The organism is Flavobacterium quisquiliarum (assembly GCF_019308285.1).
Taxonomy (GTDB): Bacteria; Bacteroidota; Bacteroidia; order Flavobacteriales; family Flavobacteriaceae; genus Flavobacterium; species Flavobacterium quisquiliarum.
Map to the genome: position 1 here is coordinate 240,957 of NZ_WWEM01000037.1, position 17,769 is coordinate 258,725.

At 32.8% G+C, this 17,769-nt stretch carries 20 protein-coding genes; 5 read left to right on the forward strand and 15 right to left on the reverse strand.

Annotated features, from left to right (window positions below; genetic code table 11):
- Positions 1 to 14: 14 nt before the first annotated feature.
- The 5 genes from rluF to GSY47_RS20660 form a co-directional block, all read right to left on the reverse strand.
- The gene (rluF, locus tag GSY47_RS20640) at positions 15 to 875 is read right to left on the reverse strand and encodes a 23S rRNA pseudouridine(2604) synthase RluF (protein WP_179007910.1); all 861 of its coding nucleotides are present in this window, start codon (positions 873 to 875) and stop codon (positions 15 to 17) included.
- Positions 876 to 989: 114 nt separating this feature from the next.
- On the reverse strand, positions 990 to 1,334 hold the full coding sequence (locus tag GSY47_RS20645) for an antibiotic biosynthesis monooxygenase family protein (protein ID WP_179007912.1): 345 nt from the start codon (positions 1,332 to 1,334) through the stop codon (positions 990 to 992).
- 100 nt (positions 1,335 to 1,434) lie between these two features.
- Positions 1,435 to 2,304, reverse strand: coding sequence for an alpha/beta fold hydrolase (locus GSY47_RS20650; protein WP_179007914.1), 870 nt, complete (start codon positions 2,302 to 2,304; stop codon positions 1,435 to 1,437).
- A gap of 191 nt (positions 2,305 to 2,495) precedes the next feature.
- On the reverse strand, positions 2,496 to 3,275 hold the full coding sequence (locus GSY47_RS20655) for a zinc ribbon domain-containing protein (protein ID WP_109190517.1): 780 nt from the start codon (positions 3,273 to 3,275) through the stop codon (positions 2,496 to 2,498).
- 3 nt (positions 3,276 to 3,278) lie between these two features.
- Positions 3,279 to 4,373 carry a Nif3-like dinuclear metal center hexameric protein gene (locus GSY47_RS20660; RefSeq protein WP_179007925.1) on the reverse strand — a complete coding sequence of 365 codons (1,095 nt, stop codon included), beginning with the start codon at positions 4,371 to 4,373 and terminating at the stop codon, positions 3,279 to 3,281.
- Positions 4,374 to 4,483: 110 nt separating this feature from the next.
- Between GSY47_RS20660 and GSY47_RS20665 the strand changes: the two genes are divergently transcribed.
- From GSY47_RS20665 to lpxK, 3 genes are read left to right on the forward strand one after another with little or no spacing between them, the layout of a single operon-like run.
- Positions 4,484 to 4,726: a DUF2683 family protein gene (locus GSY47_RS20665; protein ID WP_179007927.1), complete on the forward strand. Its 243-nt coding sequence runs from the start codon at positions 4,484 to 4,486 to the stop codon at positions 4,724 to 4,726.
- Positions 4,702 to 4,983, forward strand: a complete 282-nt coding sequence (locus GSY47_RS20670) for a Txe/YoeB family addiction module toxin (RefSeq protein WP_179007929.1) — start codon at positions 4,702 to 4,704, stop codon at positions 4,981 to 4,983. Before GSY47_RS20665 ends, GSY47_RS20670 begins: the two co-directional genes overlap by 25 nt.
- 4 nt (positions 4,984 to 4,987) lie before the next feature.
- Entirely contained in the window at positions 4,988 to 6,016 is a 1,029-nt protein-coding gene (gene lpxK / locus GSY47_RS20675) for a tetraacyldisaccharide 4'-kinase (RefSeq protein WP_179007931.1), read from the forward strand.
- Here lpxK and GSY47_RS20680 read toward each other — a convergent pair.
- The 3 genes from GSY47_RS20680 to lipA form a co-directional block, all read right to left on the reverse strand.
- Positions 5,983 to 8,154, reverse strand: coding sequence for a tetratricopeptide repeat-containing hybrid sensor histidine kinase/response regulator (locus GSY47_RS20680; RefSeq protein ID WP_179007933.1), 2,172 nt, complete (start codon positions 8,152 to 8,154; stop codon positions 5,983 to 5,985). The genes lpxK and GSY47_RS20680 overlap by 34 nt on opposite strands.
- 26 nt (positions 8,155 to 8,180) lie before the next feature.
- Positions 8,181 to 9,179, reverse strand: coding sequence for a type I glyceraldehyde-3-phosphate dehydrogenase (gene gap, locus GSY47_RS20685; RefSeq protein WP_179007944.1), 999 nt, complete (start codon positions 9,177 to 9,179; stop codon positions 8,181 to 8,183).
- A gap of 74 nt (positions 9,180 to 9,253) precedes the next feature.
- A complete protein-coding gene (gene lipA, locus GSY47_RS20690; protein WP_179007946.1) occupies positions 9,254 to 10,120 on the reverse strand; it encodes a lipoyl synthase in 867 nt (288 codons plus the stop codon).
- Positions 10,121 to 10,291: 171 nt separating this feature from the next.
- Between lipA and GSY47_RS20695 the strand changes: the two genes are divergently transcribed.
- Both GSY47_RS20695 and GSY47_RS20700 read left to right on the forward strand, forming a co-directional pair.
- Positions 10,292 to 11,167, forward strand: a complete 876-nt coding sequence (locus GSY47_RS20695) for a M48 family metalloprotease (protein WP_179007948.1) — start codon at positions 10,292 to 10,294, stop codon at positions 11,165 to 11,167.
- Positions 11,168 to 11,344: 177 nt separating this feature from the next.
- Positions 11,345 to 12,220, forward strand: coding sequence for a M48 family metalloprotease (locus GSY47_RS20700; protein WP_179007950.1), 876 nt, complete (start codon positions 11,345 to 11,347; stop codon positions 12,218 to 12,220).
- 56 nt (positions 12,221 to 12,276) lie between these two features.
- Here GSY47_RS20700 and GSY47_RS20705 read toward each other — a convergent pair whose 3' ends face one another.
- The 7 genes from GSY47_RS20705 to murB form a co-directional block, all read right to left on the reverse strand.
- Positions 12,277 to 12,657: a PH domain-containing protein gene (locus GSY47_RS20705; RefSeq protein WP_179007952.1), complete on the reverse strand. Its 381-nt coding sequence runs from the start codon at positions 12,655 to 12,657 to the stop codon at positions 12,277 to 12,279.
- A gap of 119 nt (positions 12,658 to 12,776) precedes the next feature.
- Positions 12,777 to 13,613, reverse strand: coding sequence for an energy transducer TonB (locus GSY47_RS20710; RefSeq protein WP_179007954.1), 837 nt, complete (start codon positions 13,611 to 13,613; stop codon positions 12,777 to 12,779).
- 160 nt (positions 13,614 to 13,773) lie between these two features.
- Entirely contained in the window at positions 13,774 to 14,325 is a 552-nt protein-coding gene (locus GSY47_RS20715) for an RNA polymerase sigma factor (protein WP_066033644.1), read from the reverse strand.
- On the reverse strand, positions 14,316 to 15,422 hold the full coding sequence (locus GSY47_RS20720) for a glycosyltransferase (RefSeq protein ID WP_179007956.1): 1,107 nt from the start codon (positions 15,420 to 15,422) through the stop codon (positions 14,316 to 14,318). The genes GSY47_RS20715 and GSY47_RS20720 overlap by 10 nt, the downstream gene beginning before the upstream one ends.
- An 86-nt stretch (positions 15,423 to 15,508) precedes the next feature.
- The gene (locus tag GSY47_RS20725; RefSeq protein WP_179007958.1) at positions 15,509 to 16,123 is read right to left on the reverse strand and encodes an FMN-binding negative transcriptional regulator; all 615 of its coding nucleotides are present in this window, start codon (positions 16,121 to 16,123) and stop codon (positions 15,509 to 15,511) included.
- Between the two features lie 10 nt (positions 16,124 to 16,133).
- Positions 16,134 to 16,592: a GNAT family N-acetyltransferase gene (locus tag GSY47_RS20730; protein WP_179007960.1), complete on the reverse strand. Its 459-nt coding sequence runs from the start codon at positions 16,590 to 16,592 to the stop codon at positions 16,134 to 16,136.
- A gap of 41 nt (positions 16,593 to 16,633) precedes the next feature.
- Positions 16,634 to 17,647 carry a UDP-N-acetylmuramate dehydrogenase gene (gene murB, locus GSY47_RS20735; RefSeq protein ID WP_179007962.1) on the reverse strand — a complete coding sequence of 338 codons (1,014 nt, stop codon included), beginning with the start codon at positions 17,645 to 17,647 and terminating at the stop codon, positions 16,634 to 16,636.
- Between the last annotated feature and the right edge of the window lie 122 nt (positions 17,648 to 17,769).

The window sequence follows — 17,769 nt, forward strand, 5'->3', positions numbered from 1 at the left end:
GGGACTTTTTAATTTTAACTATTACCTCTTTTTTTGAATCGAGGATCATTTTTAGAAATGTAAGCAGTTCTTCGACTTGAACTTCCAGTTGAATTTCTATTTGAATTTAAATCTGAACTTCTATTGGTATTTTCAACCTTTGGCAGACTTGCTTCTTCCGTTTTACTAGAAGGCTCAATCAATTGGTTTAATTCTTTGATTTCAGCATCAGTCAAATCACGATAACGTCCAACGGGAACATCCAAAGAAATATTAATGATTCTGATACGTTTTAATGCCGTAACTTCATAGCCCAAATATTCAGCCATTCTTCTAATCTGGCGGTTTAATCCTTGCGTTAAAATGATTTTGAAAGTATATTTACTAATTTGTTCGACTTTACACTTTTTTGTAACCGTATCTAAAATCGGAACACCATTTCCCATACGCTGGATAAAACGATCTGTAATTGGTCTGTCAACTGTAACGGTATATTCTTTTTCGTGATTATTTCTGGCACGAAGAATTTTATTTACAATATCGCCATCATTGGTCATAAAAATCAATCCTTCACTGGCTTTATCCAATCTTCCAATTGGGAAAATTCGTTTGGGATAATTAATATAATCTACAATATTGTTTTTAACTTCCAGGTTGGTGGTGCATTCAATTCCAACAGGTTTATTGAATGCTAGATAAATCATTTTTTCGTTTTTTTCAACAATCAACTTTCCGTCTATTCGCACTTCATCATCCGGTGAAACTTTAGTTCCCATTTCTGGTACAACACCATTTATTGTCACGCGTCTTTCTTCAATCAATTTGTCAGCTTCACGACGAGAACAATATCCTGTTTCGCTTATAAATTTATTAAGACGTTTTAAATTTTCTTCCATACTGCAAAAGTAGCTAAAAAAATGATTTTAGGTTTCAGATTTTAGATTTTAGATTTTTTTGAAATAGGGATAGAAACCTTTGTCACTTTGGATCTCTGTACCTTTGCATCTTTTTTAAGAATGAAACTGAGAGCTGTCTTCTGGAGTTTCTTTTCTTTCAAACATGCCGTAATCGCGAACTACAGTTGCAATCCTTAAATGATAATCTTTAAAAATTCCGTTTCTTCCTTTTGCTTGCGCATGACGATGCATTTCAAGATTTCTCCATTGCTGAATACTTTCTTCGTCTTTCCAAAAAGATAAAGACAATATTTTTTCAGGATCACTAAGGCTCTGAAATCTTTCAATGGAAATAAATCCATCAATGTGGTTCAGTTCAGGACGAAGACTTGCTGCAATATCTAAATATTCGTCTTTCTTGCCTTCGTTAGGAATTACTTCAAAAATTACAGCGATCATTTTAATTGTAGATTTTAGAATTCAGATTTTAGATTTGAGAAAAGCCTTTGTTGTTTTGCTTCTTTGTTACTTTGAGCTTTGAGAATAAAAACTTAGTGTCTTAGCGACTTAGCGGCTCAGAATCTTCAAAAAGAAACTCAATCACTTTATCATATAATTCATCATCGTGCATTCCGTGGCCTAACCCATCAGTTTCAATAAACTGACTGTTTTTCCAATTGCTGGCTATCTTTTTCCCTTCTTCAAAAGCTACAATTTTATCTGAAATATCATGTGCTATAAAGCCAGGAACGTTAAACTCTGAGGCAAATTTTTGTCCCGAGAAATCTTCCAGTTTAAAGTTGAAACGATTTATGAATTTACTTTCTAATAGAGAAAGCATTCTTTTATTTAGACTCAGCATTGAGATATAATTGTCAATCAGCGTTTTTAAATCGGATGGAGCACCAAGAATCACCATTTTATTTATACTGGTATTAGGAAATAAATATTGATGATAAACGCAGGCCGCACCTCCAATAGAATGTCCAATAATAATTTCAGGCTGATATTTTTCAACCGCTTTATTAATGAATTCAGCGTAAAGTGGCACATTAAATTCTTTACCGCTGCTTTGTCCATGAGCTGGTGCGTCAAGAGCAATTATCGTACTTCCTGATTTTTGAAGATGAGGAAGTGTTTTTTTCCAGCGAGAAGAATTGCTTTCCCAGCCATGAACTAAAAGAATTTTGGTTTCGTTTCCTTTCCAGATATAAGTTTGAAAATGATGTTCATTATGATGAAATGTTTCTGTTTCTGTATTTTTTAAGATTTTTGGAAGTTCTTCTTTTTTTAATCTTCCAACTCGTGGCTGGCTAAAAAGGGCATAAGAAAGCTCCATGGCTCTTTGCGGACGCACATAACTCAAAAAATTAATATAAGATCCAACGGATTTTAATGTAATAAAACGAATTCCTTTTTTAATTTTCAAAACTTAATTTTTTCTAAAGGTAAAAAATATGATTATAAACTTGCTAAAAAAAAAAAAATTGCCACAGATTAAAAAGATGAAATAGATTTTTATTCTCAAAATTTGAGTATTCCTAATCTGTGTTAATCTTTTTAATCTGTGGCAAAAAAATAACTGCAAAAAAAAGTCCCGATTTAATCGGGACTTGATATTTAGAATTTTGCGAACAATTGTTCCATTTTTTCTTTTTCTTCTTCAGCTAATTGTGTATCAACTAAGATTCTTCCAGAGTGTTCATCAGTGATGATTTTCTTTCTAGAAGCAATTTCAACCTGAGTTTGTGGTGGAATTGTAAAGAAAGATCCGGCAGAAGCCCCTCTTTCGATAGAAACTACAGCTAATCCGTTACGAACACTGCTTCTGATTCTGTTGTAAGCAGCTAATAATCTGTCTTCGATTTGCGCAGAAAATTCAGCAGATTTCTCAGTTAAGAAAGTTTCTTCTTTCTGAGTTTCAGCCATAATAGCATCTAATTCAGATTTTTTATGTTTTAAATGAGAGCTTTTAGCATCAAGTTTTTCTTTTAAGTTAGAAATAACTTCTTTTTTGTGCTCGATAGAAGCTTTCATTTCTTTGATTTGCTTTTCAGCCAATTGAATTTCTAATTCCTGAAATTCAACTTCTTTTGTCAAAGAATTAAATTCTCTGTTGTTACGTACTGATTCTTGTTGTTTTGTGTACTTTTTGATCACTTCTTTATGCTCCTCAATAGCAATTTTCTTTGCTTTGATTTGCTCCTCAATCACTTCAAGTTCACCTTTCAGTTTTTCTGAACGAGTGCTCAAACCTGCAACTTCATCTTCTAAATCTTCAACTTCTAAAGGAAGTTCTCCTCTAACGTTTCTGATTTCGTCAATTCTAGAGTCAATAAGCTGTAAATCGTATATTGCTCTTAACTTGTCCTCAACACTTAATTCTTTCGTATTCGTCATATTCTATAAGTACTTAACTGGATTTGTATTTTCTTCCGATAAAATGATTGCAAAATTAAGAATTTTTTTTCGAAGATAATCAACAATATAATTTTTTGTATAACGTTCACTCTCAAAATGACCAATATCGGCCAAAAGTAACTTGTTTTCAGCTTCATAAAACTGATGATACTTCAAATCTGCCGTCAAAAAAGCATCGGCTCCAGCCTGAATTGCATTTTTTATGGCAAAACTTCCAGAACCTCCAAGGACGGCTACTTTTTTTATTTTTTTTCCTAAAAAAGCAGAATGACGAATTCCGTCAGCGATCATTTTATCTTTCACAGACAAAAGAAAATCTTTTTCATCTATTTCATTTTCCAATTCGCCAATCATTCCTAAACCAATATTTTGATGCTGGTTTTGTAAATCGTAAATTTCATAAGCTACTTCCTCATAAATATGGTTCGAAAAAAGCGCTTTTAAAATTCTGGATTGAAGGTGTTTTTCAAAAACAACTTCGATTTTAATTTCTTCTCCAGTATGAAGCTTTCCTTTTTCTCCAATTACAGGATTGCTGTCTTCGTTTCCTTGAAAAGTAAAAAATCCCTGTGTATTAAAACTGCAGTTGTCATAATTTCCAATTTTTCCTGCACCGGCTTCAAATAAAGCATTTCGAACTTTGTCTGCATTATCCGGAACGGTAAAAGTGACTAGTTTTTGTATAAAGTTATTTTTAGGAATTAATATTTTAGTATTAACTAAACCTAAAGTATCACAGAAAATTTTATTTACTCCAGCTGAATGATTATCTAAAGCTGTGTGTACGGCATAAATAGCGATGTCATTTTTAATGGCTTTTAAAATAGCTCGTTCGACATAATTTTTGCCTGTAATTTTCTTAATTCCAGAAAATAAAATAGGGTGGAAGCATACAACCAGATTACAGTTTTTAGATATGGCTTCGTCAATTACATTTTCTAATGCGTCATGACATACTAAAACACCCGAACATTCAGTTTCTGAGTTTCCAACTAAAAGACCAACATTGTCAAAATCTTCGGCGTATGCCAAAGGTGCCATTTCTTCCAGAACGGATATAATATTTTTGATTTTCATTTTTATGTTTTTCAGATTTTTACTAGTATAGATTATTTCTACTAATGGTATAAATAGTTGGTACTAAAAAGTACAAATTTAGTACATTTGTAATATAAAATTTATAAGTCATGACAACTATAAAAATTAACGAGCGTACGAAGACTGGAAAAGCATTTATGGAAATGTTCGAAGCTTTTTTTAAGGGTCTTGATGGTATTGAAATTGTCGAAACAGATAGTTATGGACAGGTTAATGAAGAAGAAAGTCCATATAATCCAGAATTTGTAGATATGGTTTTGAAATCTGCCAAAAGTAAAAATAGTACTGAAGTTAATCCTAAGGATGTATGGGGAAGTTTAGGATTGAAATAAAAGACCTGGCAAAAAAACACATAATTCAGCATTATAAGTCAGGTGATAAAAAAAGCATTAAAAATATTGAAAAAATTCTTTTAGAACTGACTGAAACTCCTTTCGAAGGAAGTGGTAATCCTGAGCCATTAAAATATGAACTTTCTGGATTTTGGTCTAGAAGAATAAATCAAAAAGACAGAATGATATATTATCTAGAAGATGATACAGTGACAATTTTTATCGTTTCTGCAATGGGGCATTATTCTGATAAATAATTCTATGAACATACTTCGAAAAATACTTTTCCCTTTCGCCGTTTTATACGGATTCATTACTTCAATTCGTAATTTTCTTTTTGATAAAGGAATTTTAAAATCGACTTCGTTTGATCTTCCAGTTATTGCAGTTGGAAATTTAAGCGTGGGCGGAACCGGGAAAACACCTCAAATAGAATATTTAATCCGATTATTAGCTGATAAATATAAAGTCGCAACTTTAAGCCGTGGTTATAAAAGAAAATCAGAAGGATTTGTTTTAGCCGATAAAAATTCGAATGCTGAAATTCTGGGGGACGAACCGTTTCAGTTTTATCAAAAATTTCCAAATGTAATGGTAGCCGTAGATGCGAATCGTACCAATGGAATTCAGCAATTGCTTTCGCAGAATGAAAAATCAGAAGTTATTTTACTTGATGATGCATACCAGCATAGAAAGGTAAAGGCAGGTTTTTATATTCTATTAACCGCTTATGATGATTTGTATGCGGATGATTTTATGCTTCCAACAGGAAATTTGAGAGAAAGCAGGAGCGGAGCTGAAAGAGCTAATGTCATAGTGATTACAAAATGTCCAAAAGTTTTATCGGAAGAAAAACAAGCTGAAATTCGATTGAAATTAAAATTAAATTGTTCGCAGCAGATCTTTTTTACTTTTATCGATTATGATGAAGAAATTTACGGATCAAAAGAGAAAATTGAAGTAGATGAAATTAAATCTGAAGCAAAATTACTTTTGGCTGGAATTGCAAAACCAAAACCGTTTTTTGATTTTTTAAAGAATGAAAATGATGAATGTTTGACTTTTCCAGATCATCATCATTTTTCTGATGACGATTTAGAAACAATTTTAGCGAAAGCAAACGGAAAAAAAATAATTACAACCGAGAAAGATTATGTTCGTTTAAAAGATTCGAAATTGGTTTCTCAACTGTATTACCTTCCAATAAAAAGTACTTTCATCAATCATAAACAAAACTTTGATGGTTCAATTCTAAATTACGTAGAAAAAAACTTAGCAATTGTGCTGTAAAATTCGTCTGGTACAAAAGGTTTAGTAATTACATCATCCATTCCAAAAGAAAGAAGCATGTCACGATTTTCGTCAAGCGAAATAGCCGTCAATGCGATAATCGGAGTCGATTTATCAAATTCCCGAATTAGTTTGGTAGCTGTCGTACCATTAATGCCTGGAAGGTGAACATCCATCAAAACCATATCAAAACGTTTGATCTTTAAAAGCTCAACCGCATCTTCTCCGTTATCAATGATTTCGCAACTAATGTCTTTGTTTTCAAGCATTTTTCGAGTTATCATTTGATTGATTTTATTGTCCTCAATCAATAAAATAGATTTGTGTTTCAATTGCGTGTCACTATATGGTTTTACTTCTTCAATTACTTCCAATGGTTCGTGGTTAATTTTAAAATTTAATTTGAAGGTAAAAGTAGAACCTTTACCCACTTCACTTTTTAGTTTTATTTCGCCTCCAAGAAGCTCAATTAGTTTTTTTACAATAGTAAGACCAAGTCCAGTTCCGCCGTATTTTCGGTTTACTTCAATAGACCCTTGTGAGAAACTTTCAAAAACAGTTTGTAATTTATCTTCGGGAATTCCAATTCCAGTGTCCACAATTTCGAAATAAACAGTAGCGGTATCATCTTCCTGAGAATATAGTTTCGCAATAACGCTTACATGTCCATTTTGAGTAAATTTTAAAGCGTTGTTGATCAGATTCAATATAATTTGAGATAGTTTTGTTGGATCTCCCATCAAATTGTCAGGAATCGATTTGTCTATTTCTAAATTGAAATAATTTTTATTGGCGGTAGCTAATTCTTTTAAAGAACTCTGAATATTGAATAAAAGTTCTTTTAGATTAAAACTAATATTTTCGACCTCAACTTTAGTGGAATCAATTTTATTGATTTCTAAAATTTCATTGATAAAAGTAGTCAGGTAATTTCCTGAAAATTTTAAAGATTCCAGATATTTTAATTGTTTTTTCTTTGGATTGTCTTCCAGTAAAATATGTGTAATTCCGTTAATGGCGTTTAACGGAGTTCTTAATTCATGACTTACTGTAGATAAGAATTCAGATCGTGCTTTCGATGCTTTTTCAGCTTTGTTTTTAGCCAAAATTAACTCTTTGTTTTTTTCGCGGAGCAGTAAATTATTCTGGTTTCTAATAATATTGTTTTTGTACAAAGCTAAACTCAAAAGAGACAGAATCGAAATCAAAGCAATGGCCAGAATGCTGACTAACTTTGAATAACGATATGTTTTAAGTTGGATTTTTTCCTCGCTTTCTCTTTTTATGGTATTGTTTAAAGATTGATTTTTTTTGAATTTCTCAAATTCATTTAAATCAATTTTCGCATTTTTTAATCTTAATAGATAGTTTTCTAGCTGATAATGCTCGTCTAAAAAAGAATAAGCCATATCATAATTCTTATTCTGCTTATAATATTGGCTTATGGCTAAAACGATTTTAGATTTTTTTGGGAGATCATTACTTTTTTCATTGTAATCTAATGCTTTGTCAAAATAAATCATAGCAGAATCATTCCTTTTCAGCTGTGTTTCAATTAAACCAAGCTGATAATAAGAATCGACTTTTGTTTTTATAATGTTAGGATTGTTTGCTTTTCTTATTATGCTCCCGAAAGTTTTTGCTGCTAAAACTAGATCGTTATTTTTCTTTTGTGCTAATGCTTTCTGATAGCGTAATGCTTCGGCATGATCAGTAATATTAAGTTCTTTAAGTAAACTTTCAGCTTTTGAATAATATAAATCGGCAGTTTTATAGTCGCCTTTTGCTGTATTTGCTACTCCAATGTAATATAATGCTAAAGCCTTAATACAACTTGGTTTTAGCGTATCATATATGGCAACTGTTTTATGGAAGTTCTTTAGGGCGTCTTCTAGTTTTCCTTGATTATAAAAAATTTTGCCAAGCTTTAAAGTTTGATTAGCTAAATTTTCTGTCTGACCATGTACTTCACAAAAATTAATAGATTTCTGAGTGTAAACAGCATCCTCATTGTATCTTTTATTGTCAAGATTAGAATTCGCTAGTTTGTTATAATAGATAATACTATCCGTATTCTTTTTGGCTTGAGAATACAAAGTTGTAAGAAAACAAACAACAATAAAAAGATAGTATTTCATGTATGGCAGTGCTTTTACAATGAATCTTATTTTTTTCTTATGAGTAAAATTAAATCGATTAATCTTGATGAATAGCCAATCTCGTTATCATACCACCCTACTACTTTTACCATTTTATCAATAACCGAAGTAAGCTGTGCGTCAAATAAACAAGAATGTGTATTGCCAATTACATCTACCGAGACAATAGGATCTTCGGTGTAATCTAATATTCCTTTTAAACTTGTTTTTGAGGCTTCTTTAAATGCTTTATTTATTTCTTCAATGTTTACAGCACGTTTTACATTGAAGGTAATGTCTGTTAATGAACCGTCGGGAACGGGAACTCTTATTCCGCATCCTCCCATTTTGTTGTGCAATTTAGGAAAAATTTTTGTTAATGCCTTAGCTGCTCCAGTAGTTGTTGGAACAATTGATTGACTTGCACCTCTTGCACGACGTAAATCCTTATGGGGTTGGTCATGAAGACTTTGATCTGTTGTAAAAGAATGTATTGTTGTAATATATGCCTGTTCAATACCACACAATTCTTCGATAATTTTGATCATCGGTGCGGCATTGTTCGTGGTACAGCTTGCATTAGAAACGATAGTTTCATCTCCATCTAAAATAGTTTCATTTACACCAAGAACTACCGTTTTTATAGTGTCTACTTCAGACGGTGCAGAAAGAATTACTTTTTTTGCACCTGCTTCCAGATGCCTATTTAATTCTTCATGTGTTTTATATTTTCCTGTTGATTCAATAACGATGTCAATCGAATGTGATTTCCAGTCTAAATTTGAAATGTTTTTTTCATGAAAAAAGAAAAAATGCCTCCCGTCTACAATAATACTATTTTCGTCATGACTGACCTCAAAAGGCAAAACACCGTGAATACTGTCATATTTAATTAAATGTGACATCGTTTTATTGTCAGCAATGTCATTGATAGCAACGACTTCGATTTCAGGATGGTTTAAAAGGAGACGGAATAGATTTCTTCCTATTCTCCCAAATCCATTAATGGCAATTCTTGTTTTCAATTTTTTATTTATTCGATTAACCATTTAATCATTTAATCGGTTTTACAATTAAACGATTAAACAATTAAACTTTTTTATAAAATATGTTTTTGTGCTTTGTATGAAGAACGAACAAGTGGTCCGCTTTCTACATGTCGGAAACCTAAATCAAGTCCGAATTGTTCATATCGGGCAAATTGTTCAGGAGTAATAAATTCTTTAACAGGAAGGTGTTTTTTACTAGGCTGTAAATACTGTCCAATAGTCACGACATCCACATTAGCATTTCGTAAATCAGTCATAGTTTGGAAAACTTCTTCTTCTGTTTCTCCAAGACCTAACATAATTCCAGATTTGGTTCTGTTGATGCCTTTTTCTTTTAAATAACGAAGAACTTCTAAGCTTCTGTCATACTTTGCTTGAATACGAACTTCACGGGTTAAACGTCTTACCGTTTCCATATTATGAGAAACTACTTCTGGGTTTGCTTCTACAATACGATCCAAGTTTCTTTCAATTCCCTGAAAATCGGGAATCAAAGTTTCTAGAGTTGTAGTTGGATTCATTCTGCGAATTGCTCTAACAGTTTCCATCCAGATGATCGAACCTCCATCTTTTAAATCGTCTCTGTCAACACTTGTAACAACGGCATGCTTAATGTTCATGATTTTAATAGAACGAGCTACTTTTTCAGGTTCATCCCAATCAACCGTTTCTGGTCTCCCAGTTTTAACGCCGCAGAATCCGCAAGAACGGGTGCAGACATTTCCTAAAATCATGAAAGTTGCTGTTCCTTCACCCCAGCATTCTCCCATATTTGGGCAGCTTCCTGAAGTACAAATTGTATTTAAACTATATTTATCGACCAAACCTCTTAGTTCGGTATATTTTTGTCCAATTGGCAGTTTTACTTTTAACCACTTAGGTTTTGCAGTAGTTATGTTTGCTTCGGATGTTTCCATATATCAATAATCAAAGCACAAAGATACGGAATGTAGTTCATTTTGAGGACTAAATTTGCTTTTCGTTCACTTTTCGCATTTCTGTCTTAATTTATTACAAATTTGACTTTCAGAGATAATTGAAAATTCTTTCAAAATTAACTTTGTTGTTAATTTAATAGTTTTAAAAATATGAAAAAAAGATTTATTGCCTTAGGGATCTTATTGATGACTTTTAGTTTTGTTGATGTAAATGCACAGATACTTTCAGATAAAGCGATGGGAGCTCTGGGAAAAGGTGTTTCGGGATTTACATTCAGTGATGCTGATGCGGCGGCTTTAGCTAAACAAGCAATTGACGAAATGGATGCCACTAATCCTGTTGCAGGACCAGCAGATGGCTATACCATTCGCTTAAACCGAGTTTTTGCAAAACACGCAACTACTGATGGTGTTACCTTGAATTATAAGGTTTATTTAGTGAAAGATATTAATGCTTTTGCTTGTGCAGATGGAAGCGTTCGTGTATTTGCAGGTTTAATGGATATTATGGATGACAATCAATTGTTGGCTGTTATCGGGCATGAAATTGGTCACGTTGTGAATCATGATTCTAGAGATGCTGTTAAAGCAGCTTATAAAAAAGAGGCACTTTTAGATGCTGCTTCATCACAATCTGGTAAAATTGAGACTATTACAAAATCTCAGTTAGGGGTTTTGGGAAGTGCTATGATCGACAGCAAACACAGCAGAAAACAAGAATCACAAGCAGATACATTCTCATATGATTTTATGAAAAAAAATGGATATGATGTAAATGCAGTAGAATCGGCTTTTAGGATTTTACAAAATTTAAGCCAAGGAGCAGATTCTTCTTTTATGACAAAAATGATGAGTTCGCATCCAGATTCTGGTAAAAGAGCAGATGAAGCCAAAAAAAGAGCTACAAAAGATGGCTTGTATAAAGAATATGTACAACAGAAAATTGTAAATACTGCGCCTGTTGTTCCTGCTGCTAAAACAGCAACAAAAACTACAGCTAAAAAGACAACTACAAAAAAGAAGTAATTCTAACACAACTTGAAAACGGCAAATCATTTAGTTTTGTCGTTTTTTTTGGCTGTTATGCTATTCTTAGTCTACTTAAATTTCATATCTTTAATTGTTGAAAAAACATGCTTTTTGAGAAATGAAAAAGCATTTTTGTTATTTACATTTGTTGTTAAATTGTAATCATAAAAAAACATGAAAAAGAAATTTATAATAGTAGGACTCTTATTTGCGACATTTGGTGTAACTAAAATGACTGCACAGATTAATTTCGGAGATAAAGCAATAGGCGCTGTTCAAAAAGGAGTGACAGCTTTTACTCTAACCAATGCAGATGCAGCCGCTTTGTCTAAAGAAGCTGTAGCAAAAATGGATACAGAAAATGAAGTTGCAGGGCCAAATGATGGTTATACTTTACGTTTGAACAGAGTTTTTGGGAAACATTCTACTGGCGAAGGGTATACATTAAATTACAAAGTGTATAAAGTTAAAGATGTAAATGCTTTTGCTACTGCAGATGGAAGTGTAAGGGTTTTTTCTGGGTTAATGGATATTATGGATGATAACGAATTGCTTGCTGTTATTGGGCATGAAATTGGTCACGTAGCCAATAACGATTCGAGAGACGCAATGCGTGCGGCTTACCAAAAAGAAGCTTTAATCGATGGGGCTTCTTCTCAATCTACAAAAATTGCTGCTGTTACAGATAGCCAATTAGGAAAAATAGGAAGTGCATTAATTGATAGCAAACACAGCCGTAAACAAGAATCTGAAGCAGATTTGTTTGCATATAATTTTCTGAAGAAAAACGGTTACGATGTGAATGCTGAAGAATCTGCTTTTAGAATTTTAGCTAAAATGAGTGAAGGGGCAGAGGCTTCATTTATAGAGAGAATGATGAGCTCGCATCCAGATTCTAAACAAAGAGCTGATGATGCTAAAAAGAGAGCAGAAAAAGATGGTTTGTATAAACCATATGTACAGCAGAAAATTGTAAATACAGTTCCAGTTGCTACAACTACGAAAAAGACCACTACAACTAAGAAAACAACGACTACAAAAAAGAAATAATAGCTGTTTCCTGAAATAGTAAACCCGACAAAATTTATTTTGTCGGGTTTGTTTTTTTATCCTAAAACATGAAAAGCTAGAATCTTCTGTACTTCGTAAACATTGACCGATTTGTTAAACTGTTTTACGATACTTGGCTGTTGTTCGCTCGAAATCCAGATTTTCAATTCGGCATCAAGGTCAAAAGTTCCTGCTGTTTCTACACTAAATCTAGTGATGTTTTTATAAGCAATCGATTTGTATTCTGTTTTGCTTCCTGTGATTCCTTGTACGTCAACTAAGATTAATCTTTTGTTTGTGAAAATAAAGGTATCACGAATTAATTTAAAACCCATTTCGATTTCTTCATTTGTAGTTAAAAGCTGTCCGTATTTTTTAATTAAATCTTCTTGGCTTACAGCACCTGCATTGCCAAGAATTGCAGAAAATATTCCCATTGTTATAATTTTATTTTTGATGATTATCTTGTAAAAGTAGCTAAAAATCAAAAACAAAAATGAATTGAATTTGTGGCTTCTAAAACTAAAAAAGCAGAACCTAAGTTCTGCTTTTTTAGTTATTCCATTTCCGTTTTTATTGTAATCGGAAGGCTATATGCTGTTCGAACAGGTTTTCCGTCTAGAATTCCTGGACTCCATTTTGTTTTTAATGATTTTAATACTCTAACCGCTTCTTTCCCCATTCCATAACCAGGATCGTTTCTAACGATAATATCTGTAAGTGATCCATCTTTTTCAACAACGAAAGAAACATACACTTTTAATGTTTTTTCCATGTCTAATTCTGGTCTGCGGAAATTATTTCCAACATATTTATAGAACTGAGCGATTCCTCCCGGAAACTCAGGTAGTTTGTCGAGAACTGCTACAGAAACAGGCCCGTCACTTATTGTTGGTGTAGCTGAAATTACAGTACCGTTACTTCCTCCTCCTGGTGATGTAACTGAACTAGAAGGATCTCCTGTTCCAGAAGTACTTACTACAGCAGGTGTGTTATCTGTGTTTGGTGCAATGTCATCAACTGCATCCTGTGGGGCAGCCACAACTGGATTAATTAATTGCCTTGCATCTGTAACTTGTGTAGTAGTTTGTTCTACCCTAGGTACTGGTGGAGCAGGCGGTGGAGGTGCTACAGTAGGATTGTAAGGCGTAACAACAAGCTGTTCGTCTATAAAAGGAACGTCAGTTGATGTTGGTTCGACAACTTGCGGCTTAAACTTGTTAATTAAAACAGGTATGCTTCCCAAAGCAGTTATTAACAATAAACCCATAAAGAGAGCATTAACCGTAGTTCTAGGATTCTCTTGGCGTAATTGATACGCTCCATACTCTTTGTTTCTGTTTTCGAAAACAAGATCGTTCCACTTGTTTTCATAAATGTTCAATTTAGACATAATTTTTGGGTTTTAAGGTTAAGTAACTTTAAATCATACGCATAAAGGATTTAGGTTTGGAGCTACAACGAGAAAATTGTAGTTTTAGTATGTGATAAAATAGATTATTTTAAGAATAAAAATACGAATAGTATATTTTTCTTGTTTTAAAGATAAGGAATTATCTGTTACGTTCGATAATTTCTGCTAATAATTTTTTGGCACGTAAAAGCTTAACTTTTACACTGCTTAGAGGTTCGTCAATCTTAGCTGCAATTTCCTGATAAGACATTTCCTGAAAGTAACGAAGCTGAATTACTTCTTGATAGTGTGGTTTTAGTTCTTTGATGCATAAAAGCAGACGGGAAAGATTCTGTTCTTTAATTAATGCATCTTCAGCAGAGGGGGTAGGGTCGGCTATATTGTAAGCCTGTTGGTCTTCGTTGTCTGTGATTTCAATAAAAAGATTGGTTTTCTTTTTTCGAAGTAAATCAATATAGACGTTTTTGGCAATGGCGATAAGCCAGGTGTTGAATTGAAATTCTGGATTATAAGAAGCTATTTTGTCAAAAGCTTTAGAGAAAGTTTCAATTGTAATATCTTCTGCGGTGGTTTCGTTTTCGGTTCTTTTAAGCATAAAGGAATATACCTCATTCCAATAATGATCTAATAAAAAAGTAAAGGCGATTTGATCGCCTTTTTTTGCTTTTTCTATTTTAGAATTTATTTCCAATATACCGGTTTTGAAAAGATATTAGTTATAAAGATATTAATTTGCGTTAATATAAGCGCTATCTCAACAACTGGAAACCAAATTTTAAGGTCATTTTCTTTCAGTTTTCCCGCTGTGAATCCAATTACTGTCCAGACAACGGTATAACGTGTCGCTAAAATTGCCAATACTGCAATCCATTGAAATTGAAAAGCAAGCAGAATTATAACTAATAAAAAGAAAAATAATTGTGAGCAGAAAAATAATCCTAATTGCATTTTATCAAAAAACTTGTAATGTTCTGCTGTAGAAATATGTCTTCTTTTCTGTGTGAACCATTCTCCAAACGTTTTTTTTGGTTTTGAGTATGTAAAACTTTCGGGCGTATAGGAAATAGTTGTATTCGCTTTGTTCGCTGCTTGATTGATAAACAAATCATCATCGCCGGAACGAACTTGAATATGATCAATAAATCCGTTTACGTTAAAGAATTCTTCTTTTTTATAAGCTAAATTTCTTCCCACTCCCATATAAGGAAGTCCTACTTTTGCCCACGAAAAATATTGAAGAGCAGTCAAAACCGTTTCAAAACGAATAATTTTATTTAAAAACGAGCGTTCTACTTTTTCATAACCTCCGTATCCTAAAACTATCGTTTTGTTCATAGTAAACTGCGAAGACATAGAGGTAATCCAATCTTTAGAACTTGGATAGCAATCGGCATCTGTAAATAAAAGATAATCTTTTTTTGCTGCTTTTATTCCAAGTGTTAAAGCGTATTTTTTATTTCCCCAGAAAGCTTCATTGTTTTCTACTTTTACCAGACGAATATTAGAGAATTCTTTTTCAAACTCTTCAAATATTTCAAGAGTTTCATCTCTCGAAGCATCGTCAATTAAGACAATTTCGAAATCAGGGTAATTTTGCTGTGCCAAAAGCGGAATATATTTTTTTACATTTTCTTCCTCATTTTTTGCACATACAATTACAGAAACAGGAAGGTTTTTTGGCGTAATATGTTGCGGTTTGCTAAAAGCAAACTTTCCAAAAATTCCGAGATAATAAAATAGTTGAACAACAACAATAGTAATAAAAAAGTAAAATATGTATATAAGCATCTGATTTATTTGGTTCTATTTAATTTCACGTTCTGCGACTGCAAATGTACTTATGAATTCTTTAAATTCAATAGCTAAAGCTTAATTTACTTTCGGCATTTAGACATTTCTTTTGCAACAGCAATAGACTGAGGGTTTTCAGTTTTTTCTAATTCCAAAATTATGTTTTTATAATTGTGATCGTCTCGATTTTGAGATAGCTTTTTTGTGGCCTGAATTTCTTCAATTTCTATTTCAAAACCAAAAATGCCTCTCGCTTCACGCATTGTTTTGGCTGATAAATCCTCAACTCGAACGGGATTTACAGAATTAACTTCATATTTATCAACTAATTTTTTCAATTGTTCCACAGAAGTTTCATAGTCAACAATTTTAATTCTTCCATAAACATGTACGGCTATGTAATTCCAGGTTGGAACATTTTCATGGTCGTACCAAGAAGAGGAAATATAGCTATGAGGGCCAGTAAAAACTGCCAAAACCTGATCGTTTTCCTTAAAACCTTCTGCCTGCGGATTTAGTTTTGAAATATGTCCCTGTAAAATTTCTTTCCCATCAGTATTAATTTCAAGTTCAATCGGAATATGTGTTGCACATAATTTTCCGTTGGTCTGATTGATCAGGATTCCAAAACTGTTTTCTTTTAGAAAGGTTCTGATTTCTTCCTGATTTTCGTTTTTGTATAAATCTGGTATGTGCATTTTCTTTCTTTTATTTCAAGGTTTTTCCAAAGCAAATGGCTTCTGGCCTGTTTATATATTTCCCGTAATTAGGAATTACTTTGTATTGTTGTTTTTGGTAGAAATGTACAGCGCTCTCATTTTTGACTCTAGTTTCTAAAACTAACTCTGTAAAACCAATCTTTTTGGCTTCTTTTTCCAGAAAAGTTAGAATAGTTTGTCCAATTTTCTTTCTGGAGAATTTAGAATACATTCGTTTTACTTCGCCAATAGTTTTGTTTATTGGTCTTACTGCACCGCATCCAACAATTTCATTATTCATCTCGGCAACAACAAAAACAAAACTTTCATTATTGTTTTCCCAGTCTGTAAATGAGTTTCTTCCATCACTTCCAAAACGAAGATGAAGATTTGCAGACAATTCCTCTAAAATTGGAAAGGCTTCATCAGAATCAGGATTTGTAATTTTTATGGAAATGTTCTCGGTCATTTTGTTTGGTCTTTTATGTAATTGAATACAGAGAAAATGTTTTAAATCACATTTACTTCTGCTTCAATCTGAATTCCAAATTTTTCAAAAACAGTTTTTTGAACTTCTTTAGAAACCGCTAAAATTTCTTGTCCTGTTGCGTTTCCGTAATTTACCAAAACCAAAGCTTGGTTTTTATGAACTCCCGCGTCGCCAAAACGTTTTCCTTTAAAGCCTGTCTGCTCAATCAGCCATCCTGCAGGAACTTTTACTTCAGTTTCCGAAACTTCATAGAACTTCATTTCTGGAAATTTTTGGTGGATCTTTTCAAAATCAGACTTCAATAAAATCGGGTTTTTAAAGAAACTGCCACTATTTCCAAGTTCTTTCGGATCAGGAAGTTTACTTTGTCTAATTGCAATTACAGCATTGCTGACGTCTTTTAATGTTGGCTCAGAAATATTGTTTTTAGCCAATTCAGCTAAAATGTCGCCGTAAGAAGTATTGATTTTATGATTGCGTTTAGTCAGTTTAAAAATAACTGAAGTAATAATGTATTGATCTTTAACCTCATTTTTGAAAATACTTTCACGATAACCAAAATTACATTCGGCATTGTCGAAAGTTTTCATTTCCTGAGTGGCAATATTCATCGCTTCGCAAGAAACAAAAGTGTCTTTAATTTCGGTTCCGTAAGCTCCAATATTCTGAACTGGCGTTGTACCGACATTTCCTGGAATGAGCGACATATTTTCTAGTCCGCCGAAATTATTGTCGATTGTCCAAAGAACGAAATCGTGCCAGGTTTCTCCAGCCTGACTTTCAACCCAGACAAAATCATCGTCTTCTTTGATTGTTTTTTTACCTTTTAAATCGATATGAATTACCAAAGCGTCAATGTCTTTCGTTAATAGCATATTGCTTCCGCCTCCCAAAATAAATTTTTTCTCGTTTTTGTTTTCTTCTAGGATAGTTTTCAATTCATTAATCGAATGTACTGCAACGAATTGTTTTGCATTGGCTTCAATACCAAAAGTGTTATAGTTTTTTAAAGAAAAATTGGATTGGATTTCCATAAATAAAAGGCTTTTTAATCTGAGTCAAAAGTAAGGATTATAATTTATTTGGAATGGATTTTAAATAAATATCAAGATTCAAAAAACAAATCGATTTCTTTTATAAATTTGAAAGAATTGTA

Coding starts and splice junctions, on each gene's coding strand:
- GSY47_RS20670 (WP_179007929.1), top strand. CDS start 4,702: ATGGGGAAGTTTAGGATTGAAATAAAAGACCTGGCAAAAAAACACATA.
- lipA (WP_179007946.1), bottom strand. CDS start 10,120: ATGGAAACATCCGAAGCAAACATAACTACTGCAAAACCTAAGTGGTTA.
- GSY47_RS20730 (WP_179007960.1), bottom strand. CDS start 16,592: ATGACCGAGAACATTTCCATAAAAATTACAAATCCTGATTCTGATGAA.
- GSY47_RS20710 (WP_179007954.1), bottom strand. CDS start 13,613: ATGTCTAAATTGAACATTTATGAAAACAAGTGGAACGATCTTGTTTTC.
- GSY47_RS20645 (WP_179007912.1), bottom strand. CDS start 1,334: ATGATCGCTGTAATTTTTGAAGTAATTCCTAACGAAGGCAAGAAAGAC.
- GSY47_RS20680 (WP_179007933.1), bottom strand. CDS start 8,154: ATGAAATACTATCTTTTTATTGTTGTTTGTTTTCTTACAACTTTGTAT.
- GSY47_RS20695 (WP_179007948.1), top strand. CDS start 10,292: ATGAAAAAAAGATTTATTGCCTTAGGGATCTTATTGATGACTTTTAGT.
- GSY47_RS20725 (WP_179007958.1), bottom strand. CDS start 16,123: ATGCACATACCAGATTTATACAAAAACGAAAATCAGGAAGAAATCAGA.
- rluF (WP_179007910.1), bottom strand. CDS start 875: ATGGAAGAAAATTTAAAACGTCTTAATAAATTTATAAGCGAAACAGGA.
- GSY47_RS20705 (WP_179007952.1), bottom strand. CDS start 12,657: ATGGGAATATTTTCTGCAATTCTTGGCAATGCAGGTGCTGTAAGCCAA.
- lpxK (WP_179007931.1), top strand. CDS start 4,988: ATGAACATACTTCGAAAAATACTTTTCCCTTTCGCCGTTTTATACGGA.
- murB (WP_179007962.1), bottom strand. CDS start 17,647: ATGGAAATCCAATCCAATTTTTCTTTAAAAAACTATAACACTTTTGGT.
- GSY47_RS20700 (WP_179007950.1), top strand. CDS start 11,345: ATGAAAAAGAAATTTATAATAGTAGGACTCTTATTTGCGACATTTGGT.
- GSY47_RS20720 (WP_179007956.1), bottom strand. CDS start 15,422: ATGCTTATATACATATTTTACTTTTTTATTACTATTGTTGTTGTTCAA.
- GSY47_RS20655 (WP_109190517.1), bottom strand. CDS start 3,275: ATGACGAATACGAAAGAATTAAGTGTTGAGGACAAGTTAAGAGCAATA.
- GSY47_RS20665 (WP_179007927.1), top strand. CDS start 4,484: ATGACAACTATAAAAATTAACGAGCGTACGAAGACTGGAAAAGCATTT.
- GSY47_RS20660 (WP_179007925.1), bottom strand. CDS start 4,373: ATGAAAATCAAAAATATTATATCCGTTCTGGAAGAAATGGCACCTTTG.